Source organism: Marinoscillum furvescens DSM 4134 (assembly GCF_003386095.1).
GTDB classification, from domain to species: domain Bacteria; phylum Bacteroidota; class Bacteroidia; order Cytophagales; family Cyclobacteriaceae; genus Marinoscillum; species Marinoscillum furvescens.
In genome coordinates this window covers 33,188-56,458 of record NZ_QREG01000003.1, presented here as the reverse complement: position 1 = coordinate 56,458, position 23,271 = coordinate 33,188, and the positions used below count along the sequence as shown (strand labels likewise).

14 protein-coding genes are annotated in these 23,271 nt (G+C 47.1%); 6 read left to right on the top strand and 8 right to left on the bottom strand.

Translation table 11 applies throughout. The features are described from left to right. Positions 1-143: 143 nt before the first annotated feature. From C7460_RS04100 to C7460_RS04075, 6 genes are all read right to left on the bottom strand, one after another. Positions 144-6,152, bottom strand: coding sequence for a tandem-95 repeat protein (locus tag C7460_RS04100; RefSeq protein ID WP_115866814.1), 6,009 nt, complete (start codon positions 6,150-6,152; stop codon positions 144-146). A gap of 149 nt (positions 6,153-6,301) precedes the next feature. Then, complete coding sequence (locus C7460_RS04095; protein WP_115866813.1) at positions 6,302-7,045, bottom strand: LytR/AlgR family response regulator transcription factor; 744 nt, start codon at positions 7,043-7,045, stop codon at positions 6,302-6,304. A 66-nt stretch (positions 7,046-7,111) separates the two neighbouring features. Next, the gene (locus C7460_RS04090; RefSeq protein WP_115866812.1) at positions 7,112-9,121 is read right to left on the bottom strand and encodes a tetratricopeptide repeat-containing sensor histidine kinase; all 2,010 of its coding nucleotides are present in this window, start codon (positions 9,119-9,121) and stop codon (positions 7,112-7,114) included. 99 nt (positions 9,122-9,220) lie between these two features. Next, the gene (locus tag C7460_RS04085) at positions 9,221-10,627 is read right to left on the bottom strand and encodes a dicarboxylate/amino acid:cation symporter (RefSeq protein WP_115866811.1); all 1,407 of its coding nucleotides are present in this window, start codon (positions 10,625-10,627) and stop codon (positions 9,221-9,223) included. Positions 10,628-10,711: 84 nt separating this feature from the next. After that, positions 10,712-12,016 carry a TRAP transporter large permease gene (locus tag C7460_RS04080; RefSeq protein ID WP_115866810.1) on the bottom strand — a complete coding sequence of 435 codons (1,305 nt, stop codon included), beginning with the start codon at positions 12,014-12,016 and terminating at the stop codon, positions 10,712-10,714. Then, a complete protein-coding gene (locus C7460_RS04075; protein WP_147302847.1) occupies positions 12,013-12,504 on the bottom strand; it encodes a TRAP transporter small permease subunit in 492 nt (163 codons plus the stop codon). The genes C7460_RS04080 and C7460_RS04075 overlap by 4 nt, the downstream gene beginning before the upstream one ends. 223 nt (positions 12,505-12,727) lie before the next feature. Here C7460_RS04075 and C7460_RS04070 point away from each other — a divergent pair, with 223 nt between their 5' ends. From C7460_RS04070 to rlmN, 5 genes are all read left to right on the top strand, one after another. After that, a complete protein-coding gene (locus C7460_RS04070) occupies positions 12,728-13,390 on the top strand; it encodes a hypothetical protein (RefSeq protein ID WP_147302846.1) in 663 nt (220 codons plus the stop codon). Then, positions 13,387-16,164 (top strand): TonB-dependent receptor, encoded by a 2,778-nt coding sequence (locus C7460_RS04065; RefSeq protein ID WP_115866807.1) that lies wholly within the window; start codon positions 13,387-13,389, stop codon positions 16,162-16,164. Before C7460_RS04070 ends, C7460_RS04065 begins: the two co-directional genes overlap by 4 nt. Before the next feature lie 5 nt (positions 16,165-16,169). Then, positions 16,170-17,342, top strand: a complete 1,173-nt coding sequence (locus C7460_RS04060) for a DUF4249 domain-containing protein (RefSeq protein WP_170147879.1) — start codon at positions 16,170-16,172, stop codon at positions 17,340-17,342. Further along, entirely contained in the window at positions 17,342-19,540 is a 2,199-nt protein-coding gene (locus C7460_RS04055; protein ID WP_115866805.1) for a hypothetical protein, read from the top strand. The genes C7460_RS04060 and C7460_RS04055 overlap by 1 nt, the downstream gene beginning before the upstream one ends. A 79-nt stretch (positions 19,541-19,619) precedes the next feature. Next, complete coding sequence (gene rlmN, locus C7460_RS04050) at positions 19,620-20,663, top strand: 23S rRNA (adenine(2503)-C(2))-methyltransferase RlmN (protein WP_115866804.1); 1,044 nt, start codon at positions 19,620-19,622, stop codon at positions 20,661-20,663. Here rlmN and C7460_RS04045 read toward each other — a convergent pair. Continuing rightward, positions 20,660-21,322, bottom strand: a complete 663-nt coding sequence (locus tag C7460_RS04045; RefSeq protein ID WP_115866803.1) for a DUF4190 domain-containing protein — start codon at positions 21,320-21,322, stop codon at positions 20,660-20,662. The genes rlmN and C7460_RS04045 overlap by 4 nt on opposite strands. Before the next feature lie 118 nt (positions 21,323-21,440). On the opposite strand from C7460_RS04045, the gene C7460_RS04040 reads away from it, so the two are divergent. Then, positions 21,441-21,860 (top strand): hypothetical protein, encoded by a 420-nt coding sequence (locus C7460_RS04040; protein WP_115866802.1) that lies wholly within the window; start codon positions 21,441-21,443, stop codon positions 21,858-21,860. Here C7460_RS04040 and C7460_RS04035 read toward each other — a convergent pair. Continuing rightward, a complete protein-coding gene (locus C7460_RS04035; RefSeq protein ID WP_115866801.1) occupies positions 21,825-23,207 on the bottom strand; it encodes an NAD(P)H-binding protein in 1,383 nt (460 codons plus the stop codon). The genes C7460_RS04040 and C7460_RS04035 overlap by 36 nt on opposite strands. Positions 23,208-23,271: the final 64 nt, after the last annotated feature.

The window sequence follows — 23,271 nt, the reverse complement described above, 5'->3', positions numbered from 1 at the left end:
GCTGGAAAAGTTCGGAAAAGCCTGAGTTTTTGGCAAGCGATTGCATAGCCCCTGCTTATACGGTCATAAAGGGAGCTAATGAGCAAAAAAAAGGGTGACTCCTCGAGCCACCCTGATTTGTTTTCACGAAAGTGAAAACCGCCTTAGTGTCTAATCAGTATTTTTCTGGAGGTCATCTCGCTATTGGCTTCAAAACGAAGGAGGTAAATACCTTCAGGAAGCTTGCTGATGTCCAACTTTTGATTACTTAGTCCTTGTAATACGATGGAGCCATTTAAGTCCAAAACTGAGACTGTAGTAGCAGCTGGCAACTCCACCATCAAGTATGAAGAGGCAGGGTTCGGGAAAATTTTCACCTGATTGGTGGCACCCGCTAGAGGAGCGCTTACCGTCACTACAAAAGACTGAGTGTAGGAGGCATTTTCTTTTTGACCGTCGTTGGCAGTCACCGTTACTGTGGCTTCACCAATTGCACCCGCAATAGCGGTGATTTCCAGTGCCTGTCCATTCACGGTGATGTTTACCAGTTCTTCGTCTGTACTTACGGTAAATGTTATATCCTCATCGGACTCGTTGGCTGGTACATCCATGAGGATATCCACCAGAGTAGTCCCCGCAAAGTCTACTTCCAGTTCGAGTACTGAAGTGCTTAGTTGGAAAGCAGGGGCATCATTTACACTGGATATGGCTACAGGAAGCGTATAGGTCGTGCCGATTTCAGCCGAAGGACTGTCATAAGCAGTGATCGTGATCTCGCCCGAGCCAAAGGCATCTGCTAGTGGAGTGATCTCCAGCGACTGCTCATTGAGTGCGATGCTGAAAAGCTCGCTAGAGGCATCGTTTACGAGAATTGAGTAGCTGATCTCACTGCCCTCGGGATCAGAAAATACAGCGGACAGGTCAAGCACAGCTGATGCAGCATCTTCCATTAGATTGATCACTGGTTCGCTTACAATTACTGGTAAGTCATTTACCTCGATGACTGTAACGGTTATGGTCATGTTCGTTTGGTCTGAGCCGTCATTGGCAACCACCGTCACTTCACCTGTTCCAAATTGGTTGGGAAGTGGAGTGATTGTCAATGTGTTGGCTTCTAACGAGGCGGTAAAGAGACTCGATGTGTTTTCTGCCAAAGTATAACTCAATGGATCTTTTTCTATATCTCTAAAGTGTTCCGATAGCGAGAATGAATAGCTATTTCCATCTTCAGCTAACTGTATCACTGGAGTGCTGACAATTTCTGGTGCATCATTTACTGCAGCTACAGTTACCGGAAGCTGATAGGTAATGCTTCCCTGTGCATCAGCAGCCTGTATAGCAATGTGCGTAGTTCCGTAGGCATTGGCAGTGAAAGCCACTGTGAGCTGATGCTCCTGGATAGAAGCGCTAATGATACCTTGAGAAATTTCCAGGGATTTCTCACCTGAAGTAAGGATGGTATAAGTGAGGTCATCACCATCTTCATCACTAAAGATTTCATTCAGGTCGATTGTCTGTGGTGCGTCATCTTCATCAGCATTGATGCTGAGCTCCTGACTGATTACAGGCAGGTCGTTCGTATTTGTGACAGTAATCAAAAACGCTGTAGAGCTGCTCAGTTCATCATCGCTGCCTGTAATTGTTACCTCTACTGTGCCGATGTTTTCCTGAAGGGGAGTGCCAGACAAAGTATTGGTTTTGGCATTATAGTTTAGCCAGCTGGCTTCAGTACGCTCCAGGCCTATCATTTCTACAGATTCTATGCTGGTGTCGTCACCGTCTACATCCCAAAACAACGTGCTGGGGATTTCATAGTTGAAGGCAGCATCTTCTGCTACAGACATGTCGGCAATGGTCATAGTTACTTCTGGCGCGTCATTCACAGGGTTTACCACCAAAGTTATTTCATGGTCAGTGGTGGTTTGGCCATCATCAGCCGTCAAAGTAATAGTAGCTGTGCCGTGGTAGTTTGCTGCAAGTGCGATAGCAAGCTCTCCATCGGTGATGGTAGGTGTCACTGCAGAGGTGTCTGCTGCTGCTGAATATGTGAGCGGGTCACCATCTGCGTCATCAAATACCGACGTGATGTCTCCAGAGATGATCAACGTGCCATCTTCGTCCATACTTTGGTTGGCTATCGGGTTTTCCACTGTTGGGGCGCTGTTGTCAGAAACAGTGAGTGTTAAAGTAGCTGTTGCCAGGTTGTTTTCAGCTTGTCCATCGTCTGCCGACACGGTAAGTGTTTCGCTGCCTGTAGCACCAGCCACTGATGTTATCGTGATTTCTCCTGTGGTAGCATCTATAGACACATTAGCAAAAGTGACCGTCGGAGCTATGCTGTAGCTTATTGTCTGTGAAGTTTCGTCTGTAGGAACTGCCGCTGCGTTTACCTCCACAAGCACGGTTTTGCTGAAGTCTATCGGCAAGTAGAGCTCTTTTTCGTCGAGTTCGAAGAGCGGAGCGTCATTTACAGCAGCAATCGTCAGTGCGAAAGTGTCTGCAATAGTGAATATGCCTTCTGAAGCAGTAATGATGACTTCACCTGTGCCGTTAAAGTTTGCTGCCAGGGTGTCGAGGCGTAAAGAACTCCCGTCTACTATGCTAAAGTCTACTTCAGAACCAAAGGTGTGAGAAACAGCGAAGGTCATGTCTCCATTGTTGGGGTTGCTAAATACCTCAGAAAGATCCGCTACCAGTACTTGAGCTGGAGCATCTTCATCGAGGGTGACATCCGCCAAAGGAGTGATCACTTCTGGTTGCTCAGGAGCTGGCTCATGATGAAGTGCATGTACCTGGTCAGCGGTAAGTACCCGCTCATAGATACGGATGTCGTCCATGGCACCGTCGTAGTAAAACCACTCTCCATTTCCATGAGGCCAACTGCCATCTGTATAGGCTGCTCCCAGTTGGTTGAAAGCCAGTGTAGATAGATTATTATAGCGATTGGTGGTGGCTACGAGCACATCATCAATGTAAAGTTTTTGTTGGCCGGTAGTGGCGGTAAGCACCAGGTGGTGCCAGGAGTCGTCATTTAGGCTGCCACCGGGCATGGACGTAACCATGCCTTCCCAGAAACTTGCTTTTAGTTCGTTATTGTTTCCAATATAAATGATAGGGACATACGCGCTGGGCGTAGAGGTAAAGCTGGTTTGCTGATACCCCAGGATTCCACCAGTTTGGTCTGTTTTAAACCAAAGAGAGATGGAGACTGCATTTTTGGTTAAAAGGTTTTTAGGCATGTCCACTACGGAGCCATCAAAAAGCATCGCCTGATCTTCGTTTCCAAACCTGTCGGAAGTGCTCAGGAGGCTATACGCAGTAGCATCATTTCCTGTGCCACTGGCATCTTGCGCATCTGGAGTGGGATAATAGGCAATCAGGTCAGACTGCAGGTCTGCTACTTTCAGCTCGAATGATGTAGTAGCCAACGCAGATCCACTTTGGTCATCCGCAGTGACCGTGATGGTCGTTGTGCCTTCACCTGCTTCAGTGACTATCAGGTTTGACCCGGAAACGCTGGTTGTTGCTACTGTAGTTTCGTTCGATGAAGCCGTGAACACCAATGGATCACCCTGGTCATGGAAAAATACATCTGTAAGATCTATGCTATACGAGTCAAATCCAGAGGCTTTGACCATGTTTTCTAAGGAGTCGATAACCTGAGGTGCCGTTACGTCTTCTATGTCGATGGTGAAGTCTTTGGAGAAGTACGCGCTATCGCTATCGATTACTGAGATGTTGATGGTATGGCTACTTTCGCTTTCAAAGTCAAACGTAGTAGCTGTTTTCAGTTGATTGCCTTCAATCTCAAAATCCGAGCTGGAAAGCGCAAAGGACAGTACATCATCTACATCCTGGTCTGTACCAGAGAGGGTGCCCACCACAGTACCTGCTGGTAGGTTTTCAGCTACAGACTGTGCGGTTAGTTGAATGTCTGTCGGTGCATCATTGGTGTCCAGTACTGCTATCAGAAAGCTTTTTGTAAAACTTTTGTCAAAAGGGTCTTTCGCCGTAATGGCTATTTCGAAAGAGTCTTTTACTTCAAAATCCAATACAGCAGCTGTAACCAGACTGTCATTTCGCACATCAAAATTTGAGGCATCTGATCCGCTGATTGTAAACGTGTGAGCTTCAGAAGCATCAGGGTCCACAGCGATTAGTTTGCCTATTGCTGTGCCAGAAGGTAGGTTTTCATAAACAGTACTATCACTTAAAGTGACGTCTGTAGGCGCTTTGCTCTTGTTAAAGTTGTTTTCATGAAAAAGAGCAGTGATTTCTGTTACATCAAGTGCTTTGGCAAAAAATGTGAAATCATCCTGATCACCTGGGAATTCCTGCCAGTCTCTGCTTCCAGACTGAGAAATACCTCCAAAAATCCAGCCGTCACCGTTCTGCAGTTGAGAAGGTTTTGCCTGACTTTGTAGAGCACCATCCTGGTAGAGGTAGATGGAGTCATTGGCATGTACGATGGTGGCCATGTACCATTCGTCCAGGTTAGTGGTGATAGGGGACCCCATACCTAGGGTATTCCCAAAACCTCCTGCCGTTTTATAAGCGGCTACATTCAGAGCGGATGAGGGAGACATGTAGATAGACAGGCCACCTACTTCACCACCGTGATTGACAGCAGAGTGTCTGCTGTCTAGCAGGTACGTATTGGTGGGGCTGTCACCTTCTCGCTTAAACCAAAAATTGATAGTAAAGTCTTCGGTAATGTCAATGATAGGATCGATGATAGTAAGGTAGGTGCCGTCTCCAAACTGACGGGCACTGTCGGCAGCACCAAAGCGGTCCGGCTGAGGTGTTGTGCCATGATCAGTCAGGTCATTGTTGTTGATCCCATCACTGATGTCGCCATTGCTAAAAGCATAGGTAGTCACTTCCTCATTGGGTCCATTTTCATATAGATCGTTGATGGTAACGCTAAACGACCTGGTGATCGATTCGCCTAGTGCGTCGGTAGAAGTGATGTCAAAAGCGTAGCTGCTTTGGGTTTCAAAGTCTGGGGAAGCTACAATCTGTAGTTCATTGTTGTTGGCCACGGTGAATGCCGCAGCATCAAATCCGCCAAGCGTGTACGTGAATGTATCTCCAGAAGTAGGGTCTGTGGTGGTGAGTGTGCCCACTACAGTGCCGGCCGCTACATTTTCATCCAGGATGTTGTCAGACAAGCTGATGCCTGTTGGTGCGGTGTTGTCCCTAGACTGAAAATCATCCAGGATGATTTTGGAGTCTACATTTTCATGGGTAGACTGGAATCCTAAACGGAAAAATTCACCTAGTCCACTTCCTCCGAGTTGGGCCACATTTACCGACACTTCATGGAAGGCCTCATTAGAGTTAAGGGTGATTTCCTTCAAAAGGGTATTTGTAGATTGTAAGTCTGGATCACCCGACACGCTTTGGTAAAGTCTCACTGTACCATTGGATGGTCCTGCTCCGGTATCATCTGTGGTAGATACCTGAAAGCTGACGACCCGAGTGTGCAGGTCTTTAAACTCCGGAAGCGTTACGTAGTGTTGGTCTGAAGTGGCTGATGAAAATACAAGCGCATTGCTAGATGCCGTACCCAGACCCGTAGCTACATGTATGTTTGTCAGGTTGTCTGCTTCCCAGCCCTCAGGCACTTCATTGCCAGATGGTGAAAAGGAATTGAAGTCTTCAGCTAAAACTTCTATGGCCGGGATTTTTACGGTGTATTCAAACGACAGGTCAAAGTTTTGAGCTGTGACGCCAGTAGGGGAGGATTGCCATGCACTACCATTGGGGTAATCATTGGCATTGGAGCCTGCCTTGAGGTAGTATTCATTGTTGCCACCAAAACGCAAGGCGTATGTTTGGCCAGCGGTCAACATCACTCCTTTGTTAGCTACGTCAATGGTGTTTTTGCCGTAGTGTGGCGAGAGGTACAAGGTCTCAAGGGTAGAGCCATTCACTGCTCCGTCTTTCAGGTAGACCGTCATGGCGGTAGGGTGAGCTCCAGTGAGCTCAAAAGAAATGGATTGGAGTAGACCACTGCGGCATGCAGTGAAAGTCTGTCCAATGGCATACGACGAAAGCCCCTGGTAAGACATAAATCCTGTGCCTCCCTGGTAGCCGTCCGTGCAGGATCGTTGGGCATAAGCAACGATTCCTGTGAGGATCAAAATGCTCAGAAGTATTGATTTTTTCATTGCGGTTTTCAAATTTGTTTGCCCCAAAAATCCAATACATTCCTGGTTGGTTGCAGACGCAATGAGGTTGTGCTTCCTACATATGAGAATTTGCAGTAGCTCAGTGAGAATTTGTAAAAGCCACTTTTAGATGTAGGTGAATTTGCCTTTTAAAGCTGCTCAAGAGCTTTCAGCAAGGTGTCTTTTTTTCGGGTGGATACGGGTAGTACACTTTGATCTTTCATGCGTACGCTTCCTCCCTCACGCTTATCAAAAAAATCAAAGTGCTGAAGGTTAATCAGGTGTGACTGATGGCATCTGAGGAAATGATGTCCGTTGAAAAGTGTTTCGTACTCTTTCAAAGTGGTGGACACCAAAATGGAGCGATTTTCGGTCAGATGAAAACGTGTATAATTATCGCTGGACTCACACCGGATGATTTCTTCGAGCTTTACCAGATAGACTTTTTCTGCGTCTTTGAGTATGACATGTTTCAGGTCCGCTTTCGGATTGAGGTTCGTTTCTAGCGCTTGAAGTGGCAACCCACTGATGCCTTGCTCATAGGTGCTTTTGGCTTTAGCTACCGCCTGCACTAGTTCGTCCGGGTCGATGGGTTTTAGCAGGTAGTCCACTGCAGAAAATTTAAATGCCCGCACGGCGTATTCGTTGTGACCGGTGACGAAAATCACTGAAAAGTTTCGCTGAGGAAATGCCTTGACTATGTCAAAACCCGTGCCTTCGTTGATTTCTACATCTAGAAAAACCAGGTCAGGTTTGGTTTCCTGGAGTAAAACAATGCCTGATTTTACTCCGTCAGCTTCACCCACCAATATAGTCTCTGGACAGTAAAGCTCCAGAAGTGCTTTGGTGGTGGCCCTTAGATCCGGTTCGTCATCGATAATAGCTATTCGCACGGGGTAAATTTACTTCGATTTACAGAATGTTAATGGTTGGCTTGTAAGAATTCTTGTTCTGAACAATTACATGCCTGGAAGGATCATAGCCACTCGGGTGCCTTTGCCGGTTTTACCAGCTGTGTAGTTGAGCGAAAACCTGCTTTTGAGCTCTTGTGAAAGAAGACCAAGCCGGTCCAGCGTAATTTGTGTGGCCATGGAACGGTGGTCAGTATCTGCCTCCTGACTTGCGGTGGACATTCCTTTGCCCGAGTCTTCCACCTCAATAGTGAGTTTTCCGTCTGTAGATAAAAAACGCACCCAGAGTTGGCCGTTTGTCTCGTCTTTCAGACCATGCTCTATTGCATTTTCTACAAATGGTTGAGCGAAAAGTGGCGGAAGTTTTATTTCTGATTGATCCAAATTCGGATCCACTTCTATGGTATAGGTAAACTGCTCTTTGAATCGTACTTTTTGAATTTTAATGTAATTGTCGAGCATGTCAATTTCCTCCTCCAGGGTAATGCTTTCTTCTCGGCTGTGCTCCAGTATTTGTCGCATGAGCTTACCAAACATCGACAGGTATTTGATGGATTCTTTTACCTGATTTTGTAGGATATAATGCTGTATGGCCGCAAGTGCATTGAATATGAAATGTGGATTCATTTGCAAGCGCAGCATGCGTTGCTGCAAGTCAGATACCGATTGTCTGTGCTTAAAGGCCTTTCGCTGATACCAAAGTATGCCTGCCAGGATGACCACCAGGATGACTATGGCCAAGCCTACAATCTGGGTATTTCGTTGGCTGATTTTGAGTGTCTGAATTTGTGCCTGCTGCGATAAGCTTTCGATCTCCCGGTCTTTTTGCTCGGTCTGGAAAGCTATTTCCAACTCAGAGATTTTGTTTTGATATTCCCTGTCCATAACGCTATCGCTTATATCCTGATGCTTTTTCAGGTGTTTGAGGGCTGCCAGGGGTTGGCCCGCTGATTCGTATATGGCTGACAAGGTTTTATGCATTTCTGCCTGATAGGTCAGATTTTGTTTTTGGCTGAGAAGCACTTCGAGTTTCCTGGCTAGAGCTAGCGCTTCAGACATGTCGTTTTGGAGGTGGTGCAAGAAAGCAAGATCGTGTATGAGCAGCGCCTTGCGATCTACCTCCTGGAGTTCATCGATCAGTGCTTCCGCTTTTTGCAAGTACAAAAAGGCTTCGTCTGTTTCACTTTGGCTGAGGTAGTAGTGCCCCAGACGTGACCAGAGCAGTGCCCGCATTTTGGGGTCTTCGATTTTTTCGAAAATGCGCTGCGCAGTAGTATAATACTTCATGATCGAGTCTCGCGGAGCTTCCTGGTCTTCTAGTTTTCCTGCCAGGTTGATGGATGCAAAACCTTCCCAGTAGTTCATTTGGGCTTGTCGGGCATACTTGATCGACTCCCTGTAGCAGCGAACGGACTCCTCATGTTTGTTGAGGTTGCTGTAGAGTGCTCCCGTGTTGAGGTAAAATCCCGGGAGGTATTTAGTTCCGTTAGGCAGGTTTTCTACCATTCGAATAGAGCGTAGGTTGGCATCCACAGCTTTTACGCTTTGTCCTAAGGCTTCATAAATAGTAGCCATGTTGGAGAGGATGATTCCTTTGCTCACAGAGTCTGCGGTATGCCGCATGCCCAGGTCATAGTAGTGTACGGCAGAGTCCATGTTTCCGAGGGACGCGTATATATTGCCCAGGTAGTTGCCTACATTATCCAGCGAAAACTGGTGTCTGAGTGCATAACTTTCAATGGATTTGATACGGTTTTTGGAAGCCTCAAAATTTCCTTCAAATGCCAGGAGCTTTCCTTCCATGAGTGCTGCATCGGCTATTTGGGAGCTGTCACTGGTTCGGTGTGCAGCCTCATTCATCTGGTCAAAATAGTCCCTGGCAGCCTGCGTGTCGTTGTAGAGATAGTACTCGGTGAGTGCTTTGAGCGAAAGTATGCTATCAGAGGGTGAAGCGCTTTGGAGAGTGGCTAGCAGTGAGTCTACCTGCGCCACGGATACGCTGCTAATTGCTATGCAGAGATACCCCGTTAGGAGTACTCTGCTAAAAAATGATGTCATGCAGTATCTGTTCTGTTGCTAAGAGTTACCCCTCAAAGATACTGCCACTGCATTATCTCCACTAGAAAATATGCTTAAGCTGGATGTCTTTTTGCTGACTTAATCCTTCATGTCTAGCTCCCCTTCGGTGCTCGCTACGAGGGTAGCTACTGTCGCATCTCCAGTGATATTCGCTACTGTGCGGGTCATATCCAGCAGTCGATCTACAGGAAAGATAATGGCTACCCAGGCCGGGTTTAGCCCGACAGTCTGCATGATGATGATGAGCATTACCAGACTCGCGCCAGGGACAGCTGCCGTACCTATAGAGCCCATGGTGGCGGTGAGTACAATGGTCAGCTGCTGAGCAAGCGAAAGGTCTACAAAGTGCAGTTGGGCTAAGAATACCGTAGCGATTGCCAGGTAAAGACTGGTTCCGTCCATGTTTACAGTGGCACCGATTGGTAGCACAAAGCTGGAGACATTTTTGGATACACCCATGTTGTCTTCCACACACTCCATGGTTACTGGAAGCGTGGCAGCACTAGAACTGGTAGAAAATGCCAGAAACTGCGCTGGACTCATTTTCTTGAAGAATTTTTTGTAAGACAGTTTTTTGATAAACGTACGGGCTACAAAAGGATAGAAGCCAAATAGCATGGCACAGAGGCCTACCAACACGGTAATGGTATAAGACCCAAGGCTTTTGAATATCTCAAACACTTCACCAGGACTATTGGCCATTTTGGCTACCACGCCGGCAAGCAAGGCAAACACAAAAAATGGAGCAGCCTTCATGATGGTGTCCACCATACGGAGAAATACTTCGTTGATGGAACTGATAAATTTTTTAACTGGGCCACCCTTTTCATCAGGAATGACTGCCAGGGTGATGCCAAAAAATATCGCGAAGAAGATCACCTGCAGCATGAGCTTGTTGTTAGAGATGGACAGGATGATGTTTTCGGGCACCATGTCCACCACAAATTGAAGCGGCGGCTCTTCTTTCTGCTGTTTCGCTACGGCCACTTTGTCCTCCACGCTCTGCTGATTTTCTTCCAGGGCTCCACTTGCAATCAGATCGTCAGCGATGGCTTTGTATTGATCATCGTTGAGGAAATTTTTACCGTCTTTTACTTCCACCCCGGCATCCTGAGCCCAGAGCTCATAGGAGATACGGTTTTTTACCCGCTGGTTTTCATCTATGTGGCTACCCGGGTCTACGAAGTTTACAATTAGCAGCCCTACCGTGATGGCTGTAACCGTGGAGACCAGATACATGCCCAGGGTTTTGAGCCCCATGCGTCCCAGGCTTGAGGTATCGTTGAGACTGGACACTCCATCGATGATCGAAAATAGTACCAGTGGCACTGCAATAAACTTCAACAGACGAATGAAAATCTGTCCGAAGGGATCGATGTAATTGATTGTGAATTCGTTCCAGCCTACGGCACTAGACAAAAAAGCATAACCAATACCTAGTACCAGACCAATGATGATTTTGACGTGCAGGGGTAGATTTTTCATATAGGTTATTTGTTGAGATCGCTAATTTAACCATTAATCGGTTCCATGCCGATGACCTCTACCAATAGTTACACCACTAACACCTCAAAGCAATATCCGGGTCATTTCGGGGAAGAGTACGATGAGCACCAGAAATAAGATTTGTATCAGTACAAAGGGGATGATGCCCTGATAGAGGTGTTTCGTTTTCACTTCCGGTGGGGCTACGCCTTTGAGGTAAAAGAGTGCAAAACCAAACGGCGGTGTGAGAAAAGAGGTCTGTAAGTTGATAGCCAGCAAGATGCCTACCCATATTAGATCGATGCCCATGGCCACAAAAAGCGGAGCCACCACCGGTACGATGATGAAGACGATTTCTATAAAGTCTATGAAAAATCCAGCGACGAACACAATGAGCATGACCACAAACAAGAACGCATAAGGACTCATGTTGGCATTTTCGATGAGCTGGAGGAAGATTTTATCACCTTCGAGCCCACGGAAGACGAGTGAAAAAGCTGTAGCGCCTACCAAAATCATGAATACCATACTTGTGAGCATGGTGGTTTCGCGGGTGACTTCTTTGAGGATTTGAAACTTGAGTTTGCCTTGGGCGGCGGTAAGAATGAGTGCTCCAAATGCCCCCACTCCTGCGGCTTCTGTTGGTGAAGCGATACCTGCAAAAATGGATCCCAGCACTGCAAGGATTAGCATAAATGGAAATACAAAGGATTTGATCACATCGCCAGTAAAGCCCTTTTTGCGAAAAGCTTCTACCTCTTCACGAGGCATAGCCGGAGCACGATCAGGAAAAATGATCGAATAGCCGATTACATACAGCAGGTAGCAGCCCACCAATCCCACACCGGGGACAATCGCCGCCAGGAACAGATCTCCAACTGAGACATTGAGCACACTGCCCAGCAGTACCAACACTACCGATGGGGGGATGATTTGTCCTAAGGTACCAGAGGAGGCAATCACTCCGGTAGATAGTCTTGGTCCATAGCCCCGCTTGAGCATGGTAGGAAGCGAAATAAGCCCCATAGTCACCACAGTAGCACCTACTATACCTGTAGAAGCGGCGAGCATAGCGCCCACTATCACTACAGAGATGGCCAGTCCACCTCGAAAGCGTCCGAAAAGCAGCGCCATGGTTTCGAGGAGCCGTTCGGCGATTCCGGATTTTTCCAGCATGATCCCCATAAAGACAAATAGAGGTACGGCCAGCAACACAAAGTTTTGCATGGTGCCATAGACCCTGAGCGAAAGCAGATAGAAAAAGTCTACGTCAAAAACCAGTACGCCTACAAGTACAGAGAGCCCTCCCAGCGTGAAAGCCACCGGGAAACCAAAAAGAATTAGTAAAAAAATGGTCGCAAACAGAATGACCGGGAGGTATTCCATCATTTTGAAAAAAGTGTTTGGAGCGATTTAAAAATTTCGGATAAGCCCTGAAGGCCAAGTAGCGCAAAGCCTAGTGGTATGGTGGATTTGATCAGGTAGCGAGCAGGAAGCCCACCAGGGTCCGGACTGGTTTCACCCAGGGCAAACGAATTGGCTGTGAAAATAACGCCCTGCCAGGTACCTACTACCGCCAGTGGAAGTAGTAAAAAAATACACCCAATCAGGTTGACAGTAGCTTGCTGGCGTGGTGAAAAGTTTTGGTAAAAGACATCTACACGCACATGCTTGTCCTGACCAAAGGCCCACCCTGCAGACAGCATAAAAAGAGCGGCGAACAAGTGCCATTCCAATTCAAAACTTGCCGACGAAGTGATCGAAAAGAGGTAGCGCATAGCTACGTCTACAACAATGATGAGCACCAACGCCAAACTCAGCCAACTGACGGACTTGCCTATAAACCCATTGATTTTATCGATTGCATTATTGGTCATTTTTTCGCTCAATTCTGAAGAGATTTTGAAGAAAACCTGAATTTCAGCCCGCAATATATCGAACAAAGTAAAAATATATGGCGATTTGTCAAATTGTGCGCGTAAACACTATTTAATGTGAGTTGTACAGAATATTATTGTGACTATGTTTTCCAATCATTGCCGAAAATTTGGGTTATCCACTTTTTTTATAGCCTTCATTTTACTTCATTCATTCGGTCAGGTGAGCACAGACCAGCTTACAGTTTCAGCTAGCACCACATCCTGGTATGACCAGCAGATAGGTAAGGAGCTCACTGGTGTTTTACTAGGGGCCTACTATCCCATTCAGCGTGTTTCCAATACTACGCATCAGTTTTTTCTCACAGATCAGTGGAAGACTGGGGCTTTCAAATATCGTGGTAGACAGTATGATTCTGTAGCCATGATGTACGACATTCATGAGGATGTATTGGTGATCCGTCACCCCACCTCTTTTCAGTTTCATGCACAGGCCATCCGCCCCAATCAGTCACAGATCGAGTGGTTCACTATTGGAAATCACTTTTTTAGGTATACGACCGATGATATACTCATCTATAAAGAAGGATTTGTGGAGGTGCTCTTCTCTGGGGATCAGATTGAGTTGATCGCTAAGCGAGTTTTGCAAAAAGAGACCGGCACCACCATCGAATATAAGGCTTATGACAGGTACTTGCTACATGTGGGCGATGAGTACCATCGGATTCGAAGGAAAGGATCGGTACTTAGTCTTTTCAAGGCCCATCGTAAAGAGATAAAGGATTTTATCCGTCAAAACAAAATTCGCGTTCACCCAGACTATGAGCTGCACCTCCTTGAGCTCACTCGATTTTTAGAAGACCTATTAGCCACCACACCGCAATGAAAAAAGGAACAATACTAAGTGTAGCACTTTTGATGATGGTGCTGCTTAGCGCGATGGCTCAGTCTGAAGTTAGATTTACCGGTGATCTCACCGGAAAGTCAATGCGCCAGGCGATAACCGTCCTGGAAGATAAGACTGGTTTCAAGTTTTATTATCAGGACGTCTGGCTGGACAGTCTTGAGGCCAGAGGGAGTTACACCGATGCCTCTATCCAGCAGGTATTGCCGGAGTTGTTTCAAGGCACGGCTTTGGGGTATCACCTGATGAAAAACCGGGTGATCCTTACCTACAACAGTGTGATTGTGGAGGATTTGCCTATGCTCAAGGCTTTTCAAGAGAAAAAGAAAACTCAGGAGGTGGCCAAAGGGCTGGTCTTTGCTCGCGAATATCAGGGCCAATCTAGTGATGAGTCGGATTTGGAGAACTATGTCTTTGAAATAGGAAACAGAAATGACCTGGCGCCTAATGGCAAAGCTACTATTGCCGGCTATGTGCGCAATAGTGAAAATCAGGAACCCATCACGGGGGCGCTGGTTTATATCGAAAGCCCTTTTACGGCGACCAGCACGGATGAAAGTGGGTTTTACTCGCTCACCATTCCCTCAGGCCGACATACGATTCAAATTCAGTTCGTGGGGATGAAAACCACCCAGAGAAAGGTGGTTCTGTTTGCCAATGGTACACTTCATATAGATATGGACGTGGATGTGATCGCCCTCAATGAGGTCACGGTGGAGTCTGATCGAGATAAAAACATTAAAGCTGTACAAATGGGCGTAAGCAAGATCAATGTGGAGGAAGTGAAAACCGTGCCTATTGTGCTGGGTGAAAATGACATCCTAAAAATAGCCTCCACCAAAGCGGGGGTCCAGACAGTGGGGGAAGGCGCTGCGGGATTTAACGTGCGCGGAGGAAAGGCAGATCAAAACCTGATATTGATCAATGATGCACCCGTATACAATGCCTCACACTTTTTTGGGTTTTTCTCCGTCTTCAATTCGGATGCTATCCAAAATATGGAGTTGTACAAAAGTGGCATTCCAGCTCGGTTTGGAGGCAGACTGTCGTCCGTGTTTGATATCCAGGCAAAGGCTCCTTCCAAAGAGCAGTTTTCTGGATCTGGTGGGGTGAGTCCCATTACGAGTAGGCTCACACTAGAAATCCCACTGGTCAAAGAACAAACCAGCCTGCTGGTGGGAGGGCGTACTACTTACTCCAATTGGGTGCTCTCCAATGTGAACAGTGCGCAGTTTCGCGACAACCGTGTTTCCTTTTATGACCTTATTACTCAGCTGGACCATCAAATCAATGACAAAAATGAGCTGACGTTCTCGGCTTATATGAGTAATGATAAATTTCGACTTTCGTCAGACACCCTTTTTTCCTTTTCTAACTTTTCTTTTCGAAATACCAATGGTTCGTTGAAGTGGAAGCATAGGTTCAACGACCAGTTTGATGCACAGTTTTCGGCCGTTCATGCGCGCTATCAGTACGACCTTACCTATGACGAATCAGCGCCTAATTCGTTTACACAGGATTTTGGTATAGTAGAGTCAAGCCTCAAAGCGCATTTTGACTATTACCGGGAGGAAACCCAAAAATTTAGCTTCGGTGCAGTAAGCAAGCTGTACACCATCAACCCCGGGCAGAAGTTGCCATTGGGAGAGGAATCGCTGGTGCTGAATACAAAGGTGGATGAAGAGAGCGGGCTGGAAACGTCTGTTTATTTATCTGAAAAATATGAAATCAATGAGCGACTCAGCGTTTATGGTGGTGTGCGTTATACTGTTTTCCAGGCTTTTGGCCCAGAGACTGTAAACTACTATGAGGAGGGGCTTCCAAAAAATAGCGACACTCAGACAGGTAGCGAAGAGTTTGCCGCCGGCCAGGTCATCAAAACCTACCATGGGCCTGAGTGGAGGGCCTCTGCACGTTTTGGGCTGGGCGATGATAGTTCGGTGAAGCTGAGCGCGTCTCGCACCCGGCAATATGTGCATTCCATGTCCAACTCCGCCTCGCTGAGTCCTACCGATACCTGGAGACTCAGTAGCTATCACCTCAGGCCTCAGACAGCCGATCAGGTGAGTGCTGGCTACTATCGAAATCTCAGAGGCAGCACGGTGGAGCTCTCTGTGGAAACGTACTACAAATGGCTACAAGATTTGGTAGACTTCAAAACTGGATCTACTTTCCTGCTCAACCAAAACATAGAGCGCGAAACGCTGCAAGGGCCTGGAAAATCCTATGGCGTAGAGCTTTCGCTTAAAAAATCCGGCAGACTCAATGGCTGGTTTAACTATGCCTATGCCCGGACCTTTATTCGCCTGGATGGGGAGTTTGCTGAAGAGCGCGTCAACGGCGGTCAGTATTTTCCTACGGCCTATGACAAGCCCCATACGGTGAATTTGGTGGCCAACTATAAACTTACCAGAAGGCTGAGCTTTTCACTGAATGGCTCTTACAATACCGGCCGACCTGTTACATTTCCGGTTGCAGCGTTTGATTTCAAAGGTGCACAAAACATTCATTTCTCAGATCGCAATGCCTTTAGGATACCGGATTACTTCCGGTTGGATTTAGGCATCAACCTCGAAGGAAATCATAAAATAGAGAAGCTGTCCCATTCTTTTTGGTCCCTTTCGATTTATAACCTTACAGGGCGGGACAATCCTTTTTCCGTGTTTTTCGATGTTCGGGATGGAGAAGTGGTCGGCTCGCAGCTCATTGTTTTTGGCAACCCGATTCCTACACTCTCCTATAATTTCAAGTTTTGATGGCTATGCATAAAATACAATTCCTCTTCATCGGGCTGTGCCTGGCTTTGGTAGGCTGCGTAAAGCCCTACGAGTTTGAGGCACAAAACTTTGAGAAAGTACTGGTGGTAGATGGTGTGCTCACCGATCGAGTCGGCCAGCATGAGGTGAAGGTCTCTTATACCTACCCGCTAGATACTACGCTCAACCAGGTAGTCGCCGGAGCCAGTGTATGGGTAGAGGACGAGGACGGAAACCAAACAGATTATACTTATCACGAGCAGGGAACCTATGTGTCTCCTGCCGGATTTGCGGCTGCCGAGGGCAAATCTTACCGGCTGTACCTGGAGCTTCCCGGTGGTGACCGCTATATCTCCAGGCCAGAAGCTCTGGTAGCAGCTCCGGCCATAGATAGCATCTATGATCAGTATGCTCGCTTACCTACCACGCTCGGTGATCGCACCGTGGGAGGTATACAGTTTTTTATAGACACCCACGACGAGTCAGGCAAGGCAAAATATTTTCGCTATGAGTGGGAGGAAGGCTATAAAATCCGCGTGCCTTATCCAAAGCGGTTTGTTTTGGAAAATGACACCACGCTGACCTATCTGATAGATTCTCCGGGGATTTGCTATACTGAGAATCAATCAAGCGAACTGATATATGGGACTACTATCGGTTCTTCTCAGAATCGGTTGGCGGAATTTCCCGTTCGCTTTGTTAGCGAAGAGGATCAGGCGCTCCGAGTGCGGTATTCTATTTTGGTGAGACAGTTTGCCATCAGTGAGGCTGCTTACTTGTTTTACAAGCGTCTGCGCGAAAACAATGATTCAGGAGGGTCTTTGTTTGACAAACAGACGGGTTCAGTGTTTGGGAATATCTATGCGGAAGAGAACCCGGATCAGGCGGTTTTGGGCTACTTTGAAGTTTCGGGGGTTAGTGAAAAAAGAGCATTCTTCAACCGAAGCGAACTGGATGACGGATTGGACGTAGCTGGGTTTCTCTACACGTGCAGCTCACAAAATATCGTCACCGCACCGCTGGATAGCGCAAAATACTATCTCAATTACACTGGGGGTAATATTTTTGCATTCGAAGAAATACCACCCATGCCTCCTACAGTTTCTATTCACTTTAGAAGCTGCACAGACTGTTCGTTTTGGGCAGATCCTACGCCACCAGATTATTGGATAGACTAATGAATAGACTTTATACCATAGCAATATGCTTTTGCCTGATTACAAGTGTCAAGGCACAAAAATCCGATGTATTGGAGCAGGTGGCTGTCCACCTAAATACAGACCTGCTGCTTGCTGGTGAAACTCTGCAATATGCCACGTACTGTACAAGTGTAGCTACAGGGATGCCTTCCAATTTGAGTAGTGTGGCCTATGTAGAATTGATCGGAGCAGATCAAAAACCGGTATTTCAACATAAAATCGGGCTTGATAAAGGGCAGGGACAAGGAGACTTTTTCATTTCTTCTCTCGTGCCCACAGGAACGTATCAGCTCATCGCCTACACGCGCTGGATGCGCAACTTTGATACTTATACCAGTACCAAAATTTCCATAATCAACCCTTTCGAGGCTTATGAGCCACCAGCGGTACAAGCCTCTAAGGCCTTCAAGTGGTACCCGGAAGGAGGCGCATTGGTAGCTGGAGCAGAAAACCGACTTGCCTATCGCGTGACAGACGCCTGGCTGGGTGCAAAGGGAAGGATTGTGGACGAACAGGGAACAACGCTGGCAACGATCACTTTTAGTGAAAACTGGGGGTCGGTGGCTGTGCAAGTAGATAAAGGAGCCGAATTGCAGCTAATCGCTGAGCGTCAGGATGGTTCGCTGAGTTTTCATCAGTTACCCGCACCGGAAGAAGGAATCGGCATCCAACTCAAGAAGATTGTTGCGGGCTACCAGTTCAAAATCATCGGATCGTCAGAGGAGTTGGCAAACTTACAGGTCACCGATGGGCAAAATACAGTGTTGCAGCAGCAGGTAGCAGTGGGCAACACTTATACTCTGATCAAAAAAGGGTTGAAATCCGGCCTTTATCGGGCAACTGTCACCAATGCAGCTGGAGCGTTGCTCACGTACAGAGTCTTTGGAGTGGACCTTGAAGCAAAGCCGGTAAACTTGGCGCCAATGGAGGCGTCTGTCAGGGATAAAGTGATGTTTCCATTGAAAGTACCTGAAGGGTCCAGGCTCTCTGTTTCCGTCCGAAAATTAGATGAACATGAATCACCGGAGACAATGCTGGACCAGGTACTATTTCACCGAATCACAAATAAACAAGCACTTGGATTGAGTACGAAATTGGGTAAAGAAGAGCTCGATGTTCGGCTACTCGCCAGCCAATGGAAAGACGTTGCGCTTACTAAACAAGTGGATCTTTTGCCTGAAACACGAGGGCCTTTGATTTCTGGTAAACTGCTGGACGACCAGGGAAATCCACTGGCTCAGCAATCAGTTACTTTTTCACTCGTTGGGAAGCACTATCAACTACAAGCTGGACACACCAACGATAAAGGGCAGTTCACCCTGCAGCTTGATCCTACCTTTGAAGACCAGGAAGCCTTTGTGGCTGCTCCTTTTTACGCCGCCCCGATTGAGGTAAAGTTGGATGACCCTTTCTTATCCGAGTATCCGGCTTTTGACTACACGCCGCCTGTGTTGGATTCTGCCACGGCAGCCCGGCTGGCCACACGCAGTGTGCACAACCAAATTACCAATGCCTACTACGAAGTGTGGAAGGATACCGTGAAGCAAGTGACCTGGCAGCCGCAATTGGCTGATTTTGATTATTTCTACATGATGGACGATTATAACCGCTTTAAGGAAATGTATGAGCACTTTATAGAATACATACCTGTGGTAGCGGCGCGTAAAAACGAAAATCGTTCGAAAATCAAAGTATTTCTTTCCCATCAACTGGGGGCAGATTTTCCTGCTCTACTCTTACTAGACGGTGTGCCTGTTACTGCTAAGGAGATTTTGGACTTTAACCCCTACAAGGTGGAGAGTATCGGTGTAATCAATAATCGCTTTTTCTGGGGTGGTCTCGTGGCAGATGGAGTAGTGGCTTTTCATACGTTTGAGGGCAACTTGCAGGGTTTTGAGCCGGGTGCACATACGGGTTCATTTACATATCAGGGCCTGGAAGCTCGCAAGACTTACCAATTTCCCGATTACGATAAAGAGCAAGCAGGTCGCACGCCAGATTACCGGCAGCAGCTTTTCTGGGAGCCGTGCATTACGGCCAGCAAGGATCAAATGGTGACTTTTTATACCGCGGATGTTGCAGGCAGCTACGAAGTGCGAGTGGCGGGAGTAGCACCCGATGGCACGCTCATTCAGATGAAAGGGCTGCTCGAGGTAAACCAACCGCTGGATCAGTAATTTCCCCGATTGGAACCATTTTTACCTCACGGTGTTGGGGAAAGTGCTTAAGTACAAAACCTTACGCTAACTTTGCACCATGGAGAAGAAGGACATCAGAAAACTCAATCTGGAAAAACTAACGACTTACTTTACCGAAAACGGAGAAAAGGCCTTTCGGGCCCGTCAGGTTTGGGAGTGGTTGTGGCAAAAGTCTGCGAAGAGTTTTTCTGAAATGACCAACCTCTCTAAAGCGCTTCGTGAGAAGCTGGAGGCGGAATTTGTCATTCGTCCGATCACTACTGCTACAGCACAGCGCTCTAATGATGGTACCATCAAATCAGCATTTAAACTTTATGATGATGAGCTGATCGAAGGTGTACTGATCCCCGCCGATGACCGCATGACGGCATGTGTGTCTTCGCAAGTTGGATGTTCGCTTACTTGTAAGTTTTGTGCTACAGGATATATGGACCGTAAGCGCAACCTGGATCCCGCCGAAATTTATGATCAGGTAGTAGCCATTGATGAGCAGGCGCGAAAGAATTTCAACCACCCCCTGACCAACATTGTCTACATGGGGATGGGCGAGCCGCTACTCAATTACAAAAACGTACTGGAAAGCATTGAGCGCATCACGGCTGAAGATGGATTGAATATGTCACCAAAGCGCATCACTGTCTCCACAGCTGGGATTGCGAAGATGATCAAAAAACTGGCAGACGATGAGGTGAAGTTTAACCTGGCCTTGTCACTACATGCCGCAGATGATGAAAAGCGGGACCGCATCATGCCTATCAACGAAACCAACACGCTGGAGGCGCTGAAAGAGGCTTTGATGTATTTTTATGACAAGACCAGAAACAAGATCACGTTCGAATACATCCTGTTTTACAACTTCAACGATACGCTGGAAGATGCCGAAAAGCTATTGAAGTTTATGCGCCAGATTCCTTCCAAGATCAACATCATCGAGTACAACCCTATTGCTGAGGCGGATTTTCAAAATACCGAAGCGGATCGCTTAGATACTTTTGCCAACTACCTGAAAAAGCATGGCGTGACGGTAAATGTGCGTCGTAGCAGAGGCAAAGACATTGATGCGGCATGTGGTCAGCTGGCGAATAAGAACAAAGTAGCCTAAAAACCGCCGTTTACACTTGCGATCAAGATGATCAACAGGGCAACAAATAGAATAATAAGCGCCATCCACACACTGGAGATGATTACTCCAGTGAGGGCCACCCCGCGCCCTTCCTTATTCGTGACCTTACGGTAGCGTTTCAAGGACATGCTCCCTGTAATGAGGGAAGCTAAAGCTAGAGGAAAAATGAGTACCGGAACCAGTAAGGCTGCCACTGACCCGATGCCTAGTCCCAGACTAGCCCTTCCAAGCTTTCGTGCTTTTTCATAAGTAATATCCTCCTGAGTAATGATCAGGCTATCTGCAACAACCGGGGGTAGTTCAGGTATGTTTCGTGACAGCTTTTTCTTAATACGATCGAATTGCTTTTGCTCTTTTTTTGAAAAGGAAGGGAGTTCAGGCGCCAGCGCGGGCGAGGTGAACTGTGCCGGCTGCTGCTGCTTTGGATTTGTTTCCAGGCTTGCTACAAGCGGGAGAGCTTCTTGCACAGGATTGGTTGTGGGCTTAGTATAGCTAGTCGATGGCAATGCTGCTTTATGCTGCTTGAGTCGAGGTTTTGCTGGCTCGTAGCTTACAGATAGGTCCGGGCAGTTGCGCAGGGGGCTACATGCTGTCCCCAGGATCAGCATAGCCAAGAGGAGGATAGGGAGGCGTTTCATAGTGGTGATTATGTGTCAATTTAGACACTTCGGCGGATATTTGTGATACATGAATTGCTGAAAACCAGAAACTTAAATCACCTGGCGAGGTTTTATAGGCTGATTAACCGATTTTGATATGCTCTTAATTGCTTTGTTTGGGATTTCCGCCTTTCACATGGGATTGATTTGGATGGTGCAACTGGTGCACTACCCCGGGTTTGCGGAGGTGGGAGATCGGGAGTATGCCGCCTATCAGGCGCACCACATGCGGACCATTAGCTGGATTGTCATGCCATCCATGGTGTTGGAGCTTGCTTTGAGCATCATAGCCATTTGGTATCTTGCTTCTCTGCCTTATTTTGTTTCCCTGGGGCTTTTGGGGATAATATGGCTGACGACAATATTTGGTGCTGTACCCATACATCGCAACCTTACAGGAGGGAAAAATGTAAAGGGTATAGGTCGTTTGGTGAAGGTAAACTGGTATAGAACTGCCTCCTGGACGCTGCGCACTTTACTTTTAGGCTACCTGTGTTTCCTTGCTGAAGCTTCCTAAGTGTTTGGCAAAACGCTTCATCACCCACAGGTGAAGAATCGCCTGGGTGTAGCGATAAATAAACCATGGGAGTCGAGGTACAAATTCATGAATGGCCCCGATAATGTATTCGCCATCCAGTACACTTCGAAACTCCAACCAGCCATAGTCTGTTCGCCGCGCAAGTGCCCCACCAGTGATATAGAAGACTTGTCGTTTTTCGTCACTCCTGTCATGCACATACTGCAAGGTGAGTAGTGAAATTCCGATCAGTTTAAAAGTCACAAACTCGCCTTTTTTAGACACTGAGAGCAGGTGTTTAAATGATTTCGGTAGCCAATCCAGGTATTCTTCTGCTACTTCGATAGCTGTTTTACGAGAGGGGTTTGGCAGGCGCTGGACGCTGCGAACGGTATTGGCGGTTTTGCGTGTAGGCTTGCCTTTTGGTAATTTGGGTAGGTTGTTGCTGTTTTGAATCGCATCTTTTACTGCATCCTCGAAAGGTTGGTAGTTGATGCCCATTTTTTTGATCAGCGGATGCTCACTTACAGTCATGGTGTGACGTAAGCTTTCGATCAGCGGTGATACAAAAGTGGTGCTGCTGTCAGAGAAAAGCGCTACCCAAAGCTTGGACAATCCTAATGAGAAAAAAGGTACAGGAAAAATGGCTCGGTTTTTACCCATCAGCCGAGCGGTGGTTTGCATCATTTCCATGTAAGTGGTTACGCTTCCTCCACCGATTTCGATCGCTTCGTCATAAGCTTCACTGTTGCCGAGACAGTAGTCAGTAATTTTTAATACATCGTCCAGGGCTATTGGCTGAGTTTCTGATTTGGTCCATTTGGGGCAAAGCATCACTGGTAGCCGTTTGACTAGTTTTTCAACAATCTGAAAAGAAGAACCTCCGGGTCCCACGACAATTCCTGCACGTAGTGCGGTGAGTGCCGGTTTGCGAGCACCAAGCGTTACTTCGGTTTCGTAGCGACTCCTTAGGTGCCGCGAAAAGTCTGACTTTTCTTTTGGTAATATGCCCCCCATAAAAATGATCTGCTGAATGCCCACTTGCTCAGCAGCACGAGCAAAATTATCCGCCAGTAGCAGGTCTGTGTCTTCGAAAGAGCCCTGATTGAGGCGAGTGGACGGCTGCATGCTATGTACGAGGTATAGCGCATAATCGGAACCCTCCAGTGCTTTTACGGTGCTGGAGAGGGAGTACATGTCTACTTTTCTCCAGGTGACTTTTTCGCGAATGGAGCTTTCCATTTCGCGGCGGCTTAGCGCGATGATCTGATAGGTGTCGGCGTATTTTTCTATGAACCACCTTCCGATAAATCCGGTGGCTCCTGCTATGGCTACAGTCGGTTTCATCTATACGGAACCAATTCAACGCTTTGAGGTTCAAAATTCTCTGTATTCGCCAGAGGCTAACATA

Excerpts from the sequence above, each read along its gene's own strand:
- C7460_RS04055 (WP_115866805.1), top strand. The coding sequence starts at position 17,342 with ATGAATAGACTTTATACCATAGCAATATGCTTTTGCCTGATTACAAGT.
- C7460_RS04090 (WP_115866812.1), bottom strand. The coding sequence starts at position 9,121 with ATGACATCATTTTTTAGCAGAGTACTCCTAACGGGGTATCTCTGCATA.
- C7460_RS04085 (WP_115866811.1), bottom strand. The coding sequence starts at position 10,627 with ATGAAAAATCTACCCCTGCACGTCAAAATCATCATTGGTCTGGTACTA.
- C7460_RS04040 (WP_115866802.1), top strand. The coding sequence starts at position 21,441 with ATGCTCTTAATTGCTTTGTTTGGGATTTCCGCCTTTCACATGGGATTG.
- C7460_RS04100 (WP_115866814.1), bottom strand. The coding sequence starts at position 6,152 with ATGAAAAAATCAATACTTCTGAGCATTTTGATCCTCACAGGAATCGTT.
- C7460_RS04065 (WP_115866807.1), top strand. The coding sequence starts at position 13,387 with ATGAAAAAAGGAACAATACTAAGTGTAGCACTTTTGATGATGGTGCTG.
- C7460_RS04035 (WP_115866801.1), bottom strand. The coding sequence starts at position 23,207 with ATGAAACCGACTGTAGCCATAGCAGGAGCCACCGGATTTATCGGAAGG.
- rlmN (WP_115866804.1), top strand. The coding sequence starts at position 19,620 with ATGGAGAAGAAGGACATCAGAAAACTCAATCTGGAAAAACTAACGACT.
- C7460_RS04075 (WP_147302847.1), bottom strand. The coding sequence starts at position 12,504 with ATGACCAATAATGCAATCGATAAAATCAATGGGTTTATAGGCAAGTCC.
- C7460_RS04060 (WP_170147879.1), top strand. The coding sequence starts at position 16,170 with ATGCATAAAATACAATTCCTCTTCATCGGGCTGTGCCTGGCTTTGGTA.
- C7460_RS04080 (WP_115866810.1), bottom strand. The coding sequence starts at position 12,016 with ATGATGGAATACCTCCCGGTCATTCTGTTTGCGACCATTTTTTTACTA.
- C7460_RS04045 (WP_115866803.1), bottom strand. The coding sequence starts at position 21,322 with ATGAAACGCCTCCCTATCCTCCTCTTGGCTATGCTGATCCTGGGGACA.